Raw genomic sequence first — 5,120 nt, forward strand, 5'->3', positions numbered from 1 at the left:
GGGTCGAGAATGTAGAGCATCTCGTCCTTCGAAAGCTGGAAGACATCGCGGGCTACCAGAACGTCAATCTCGGCTGCCGTCACGGCGCGCTGTTCCGGGTCCTCAGCGATGGCGAATGGATCAGCCAAAATGCCTGCCGCAATCGCCCGATTTCGCAGGGATTCCATCTCTGGTCCGGTGGCGCACAAGGAGCAGACACGCTGGACGATTTCTCGTGAGGATGGCGTCTCCTTGCACAGCCTTGGGAATGGGAGGCTGTCCATAATTGTATAGGACATCTTCAGAGAAACCTTCTTGCGAACCAAGAAGTCCATGACGATCGAGTTCGCCACGCCCAGCCAAAGAAAGTGGTCTTCATCGTCTGGGCCGAGAATGATCGTCGGCACTTTATCGCCACAGATTGTTTCTGGTGGGATCATCGCGGCGATCAGCCCCCGCTGATTGGTGGGACTGGCCACGTCGCCGAACCCGATCCGGTAACGATAGATCCTGTCTCCCAGCTTGTCGGGAATTCGTTCGGGCAGGATACGCCATTGGGGTTGGATTTGCTTGTTGGCTTCGCCGAACGGGAAATCGTCCCACACTGAGGATCGACCGCGCCCTGAGAGATATCCTTTTGCCCTGTAATCATAGGCGTCGATCATGCGCCCCTCGAACACCGGCAGCCCATCGCTACCGTCCGAGAACAGGCCGCGATCTGTGCCCATGTCCACTTCACGCATGTAATGCCGATAGGGTGCCCCTTCGACTTCAGCGCCGAACTTGGGATACAGCGCATACATCCGGGCGCAGATATCGATCTCGGATTGCGCGGCGAATTCCATCACAGCCAGGGCTTCGGGCGAGAATTCCGCGACAACCGAAACCGGAATGGTCAATCCGCCGCCGGATTTGAGCTCTTGCAACTTGTCCAGGGTGTTCACCCGGAAGGCTGCGTGAAACGCCTCCGTCTTGCCGCCCTTCCAGGCGACATAGAGGCAGAATTTCATGCGCGTGTCGATTTTGGAGAACCAGATCCCATGCGTGTTTTCGAATCCCGCCAAACGCTCCAATCGGAATGCGGAAAACAGTTCCTTGCGGATCGCGGTGGCATTGGCCCCGTTGTAAAGGCCTTCCGGCACGAACTGAGCAGCCACGCGGCCTTCCTTCGTGGCCGCCAACGCGGTTTCCACGAACATCCGGTAGACATTGAAGTCTCCCTTGCCCAGGTTGCCTTCCGAAAACAGGCGGTAGCGACCGCTCGACTTGATGAAGTGGACTGCCGAATAGAGATCGGCACAATGCTGGTCCCAGCGCCGCGCAATGACGGGATTGCCCAGCAGCCGAGCGTAAGCCTCTTTCTGCTCATCGGGCGACATGTGGCGTATTCCCGGATCGTAGACCGAGAAAAACTCCTTGTAATCGGGGCTCATCGTATCCCACGGCGGGTTGCCCAACACCACGTCGAAGCCGCCGCGTTGCATCACGTCAGGGAATTCCAGCGGCCAATGGAACGCTCGGGCGCGCCGCGCGGCATCAATGGCCTGACTGAACAGCGGGGCGAATGGATCAACTCCTCGCAGCCACTCCCATAGGGTACCAGAAGTCGGAATTGTCTCGGTGCCCCGGCGCGGCATTCCATCCGGTCCGGAATGATCTCCGCCTTTCGACTTGGGCATCAAAAATGCCGAGACATAAAGGTCGCAAGCCGCCTCCAGCTGCCAGGCCACTGCACCTTGCGCCGTCAGTTCACTCAAGCGTGCAGCCTTGGCCTCGATTTGTTTGACCGTGTCTTCCGGCATGCTGCGAAGGGCCTCGAAGGCACGGGTCAGGTCCTGCGCGCGTTGGAAACCGAAGCCTCCTGCAACGCGCTCCTTTTCCCCGATCTCCCTCCTGTTCTTTCCAACGTAGTATCGCGCCACGTCCTTGTCGTCTGCGGCCAAGGCCTTGTAGGCAGTGTCGGGGATGCCATCTTCCAACACCTTGAGGTCGAACACACCTAGCAGCGCATCACCGCAACGGATCTGCGCATCAAAGAACCCGAGCGGGAGGCCGGGATCAATCGTTTCGATCCAAAGTGCGACCTTGGTCAGTTCTACGGCCATGGGGTTGCGATCGACCCCATACAGACAAGATCGGGCAACATCCCGGAGGGCATGGCGGAAATCGGCCAGCGACGGCGTACCATCGGCCCGGATGCGGGCCACACGCGTGGCAATACGACGTGCGGCTGCCAACAGGAAATGGCCTGAACCGCACGCCGGATCGATCACCGAAAGCTTCAGAAGGGCCTTGGCGGGATCCTCTGCCTCAGCCTCGGTCTTGTCCAAAACGGGATCAAGCGCGGTATCAAGCAGCGCCTGAACGAGGCTGTCGGGGGTATAGTAGGACCCGCTGGTCTTGCGCTGGTTGCCTTTCTGCTCGGCGGCTTCCGAGGCAAAGACCAGCGTCTTGCCATCTTCGCCCAGCTGCGGCTGGAGTTCGAGGAGGGATTCGTAAACGGAACCCAGCTCTTCGGTCTCCATTGCCCGCCAATTCACCGGCACCATGCCGGTTTTGTCCGATAGCCAGGACAGGCGGAATAGCGTCTCCATGAACGCCTTGTTGCGCAAACGGGCGGTTGCCAGGTGGGGGAGCCTGTCCTCAGCGAAAAGGCCGCCTAGAGCCGGTAGGGCCAGCCGATCTTCGCCATGCGCCAGGGCGCGGAAGATGACTTTGACGCCCTCAAAACGGTCGAAGTGCTTGTCCCACGTCGCCGCACGGACGCATTGGATGCGCAGCGCCGCCAGACTGTACCCTTCGGCGTAGAGCTTGCGCGCGTCTGCCCCGGCTTTTTCAGAGTGTAGCAAGTTCCGGTCTTCGGCGACCATGAGGAAGATCAGCCGATAGACGAGGCGAAGCAGTTCGTTGAACCACTCGGTAAGATTGATCTGCCCTGATTTCAGCCTCGCTGCGAGTTCCGGATTGGCTTCAAGAAAGCCAGAGCCCAAGCATTTCAGCGCGAGTTCCACTTGATCGGCGAGACGGTCTCTCGCGGCTTCGCCTTCACGCGATCCAGCGTCGCGCCAGCGTTCGAGATCGCAGTCGGCTGCAGATGCGCCTTCCGATCCAAATCGGCTGCGGTGGATCATCAACCACAGGATCGAGAAGGAGGCAGCATCCTCATTCGCGAAGATCTGTGCGAGGTCCGCTTCGATGTAGGCCGGCCGGGTCAGGGATGCGTTATCCCGCATCAGGCGGATCAGGACGCCGTTGGTAACCAGACCCCAAAGCGCGTCGTCGTCGTCGTTCAGATAGTCCTGGAGCGCGAAAGCAGGCGAGCGCGAGCGATCGGTCGACAGCGTCGGGCTGCGGCGATCAAGCTTGTCATCAGCGGGCGGCACGACGACGATCGGCACCCGTCCACCGGCCAGGAACGATACGGCGCCTTGCTGCGGCGCGAGATCATCGAAACCGAAGGTTTCTTTCAGGAACTCGCGAACAAAGCGGCGCGTCGCTTCGACCGAGGGGTTCTCCAGTCTCGCGAAGGCATCGAAATGAGACTGGCCCACGCGAAACGCGGTCGAGATCTCTTCACGGATCGTCAGACCCTTGCGGATGCCATAACCCGCCCGGGTGTCCGCATCGTCCTTCGGCTCGGCAATCTGCGCGACCACGGCCGGTGCAATCAGATTGCCTTCCAGCGTAAGCGATGGCCAGGCCGACATGTCAGTGATGGTCTTGCGCGCCATTGCTTACACCTCGCTCGGCATCAGGACGAAAAGGCCAATCACATCTGGCGGTGTGACGGCTTCGACGGTGACGCGCGATGCGGATCCGGCAGCGGCGCGGAGACGGGCATGGTCTTGGCTCAGTTCTTCGACCCTTGATTTCACAAAGAATGCCAAGGGGCCATCAAGCAAGGATGGAAGGTCCTCTCTGGCCTTGTTGATGAAGCGGTCGCGGGCCGGCGTTGCCAGGTCGGCAGTTGCAGGCGTGTTCAGCAAGTCCCGGGCAGCTTCGCCGGTTGCCACGATCTGGTTACCCTCAATCGCGACGAGCGTCGCCTCTTCGGCCAGCAGCAATCGCTCTTTCCGGGAATGAACCGTCAGCTTGTAGCGGATCCGAAGCAGCGCAATCCGGGTCACCTGGTCAACCGCCGTGGTCGGCCACGCGCCAACTCTGCCAATCCCCAGGCCGGAGAGGGTTTCCGGATCGAGCGAGGCTTCGACCAACGCTTCCGCCAGCGTCGAGGTCAGCGGATGCGTCCGCGTCAAAAGTGCGGTTCCTGTAGGCGCAGGCTCGGCAACTGCGAGACGTACAGAGCCTGTAAGATCCCGCTGGGACAGCCTCTCCCTCAATGCGCCGTCAAGGGCATGCACATGCGCCAAGAGGACAGACTTACGGGGTTCTAACGGCGCACCGAAGCGGGACATCGTCCGGTCGACGAAGGTCCTCACATCCGCAGGGGAACCTAGAAGCGTTTGCGCCTTCTCCCATTCCGGGGCCACTTCCTGCGGTTTCATGGCATTCTGGGCGAACCGGGCGCGGGATTTCTTCTCATTCTCGGATGCGTCGCGCCAGCGTGCCTCCATGGCCTTCGTTCCATCGTCGAGACGCAGATCAAGGGCCAACTGGCGGGTTTCGCCGCGTCGTAGCATCATCGACGCCATGAGAGCATCGGTCACAGGGCCCCGCTCCTCGGGCAACGGCACGGTCACCCCGGTTGCCTTCCGGATTTCTTCCGCCTTGCGCAAAATGACCTCGAGAACCGCCCCGTCGATCGCGCTGTCAGGCGAAAACATCATGATGGAACGCACCAGTTCCGCAGGCTGACCGAAGCGATCCACGCGGCCTTCGCGTTGCTGATGCCGTGTCGGGTTCCAAGAGAGGTCGTAGTGGATGACCGTATCAAAGAGCTGCTGGAGGTTGATGCCCTCTGACAGGCAGTCCGTGGCGACCAGAATGCGCTGAACATCCTTCTCGTCTTCGGCTGGCCCCATATCTGCCACCCGGTCGCGACGTTCGTCCGGGGTGAGAACGCCCGTGACCGCTTCGACCTTCAGCTTGGGAAAGGCCTTGCGCAATCCGGCGCGCACATGTTCAGCAGTGGCAAGATAGCGACAGAATACGACCGGGTTTGCCCCTTTCTTGATGAGCGG

2 protein-coding genes are annotated in these 5,120 nt (G+C 60.5%); both read right to left on the bottom strand.

The window, feature by feature from the left end:
* The coding region (locus tag ACOVQ0_RS12450; protein ID WP_421884907.1) for an Eco57I restriction-modification methylase domain-containing protein at window positions 1-3,710 on the bottom strand (3,710 nt) is incomplete at its 3' end.
* 3 nt (window positions 3,711-3,713) lie between these two features.
* Window positions 3,714-5,120 (bottom strand): helicase-related protein (locus tag ACOVQ0_RS12455; protein WP_421884909.1); only part of this gene is annotated, 1,407 nt, incomplete at its 5' end.

The organism is Novosphingobium sp. (genome assembly GCF_049240505.1).
Taxonomy (GTDB): domain Bacteria; phylum Pseudomonadota; class Alphaproteobacteria; order Sphingomonadales; family Sphingomonadaceae; genus Novosphingobium.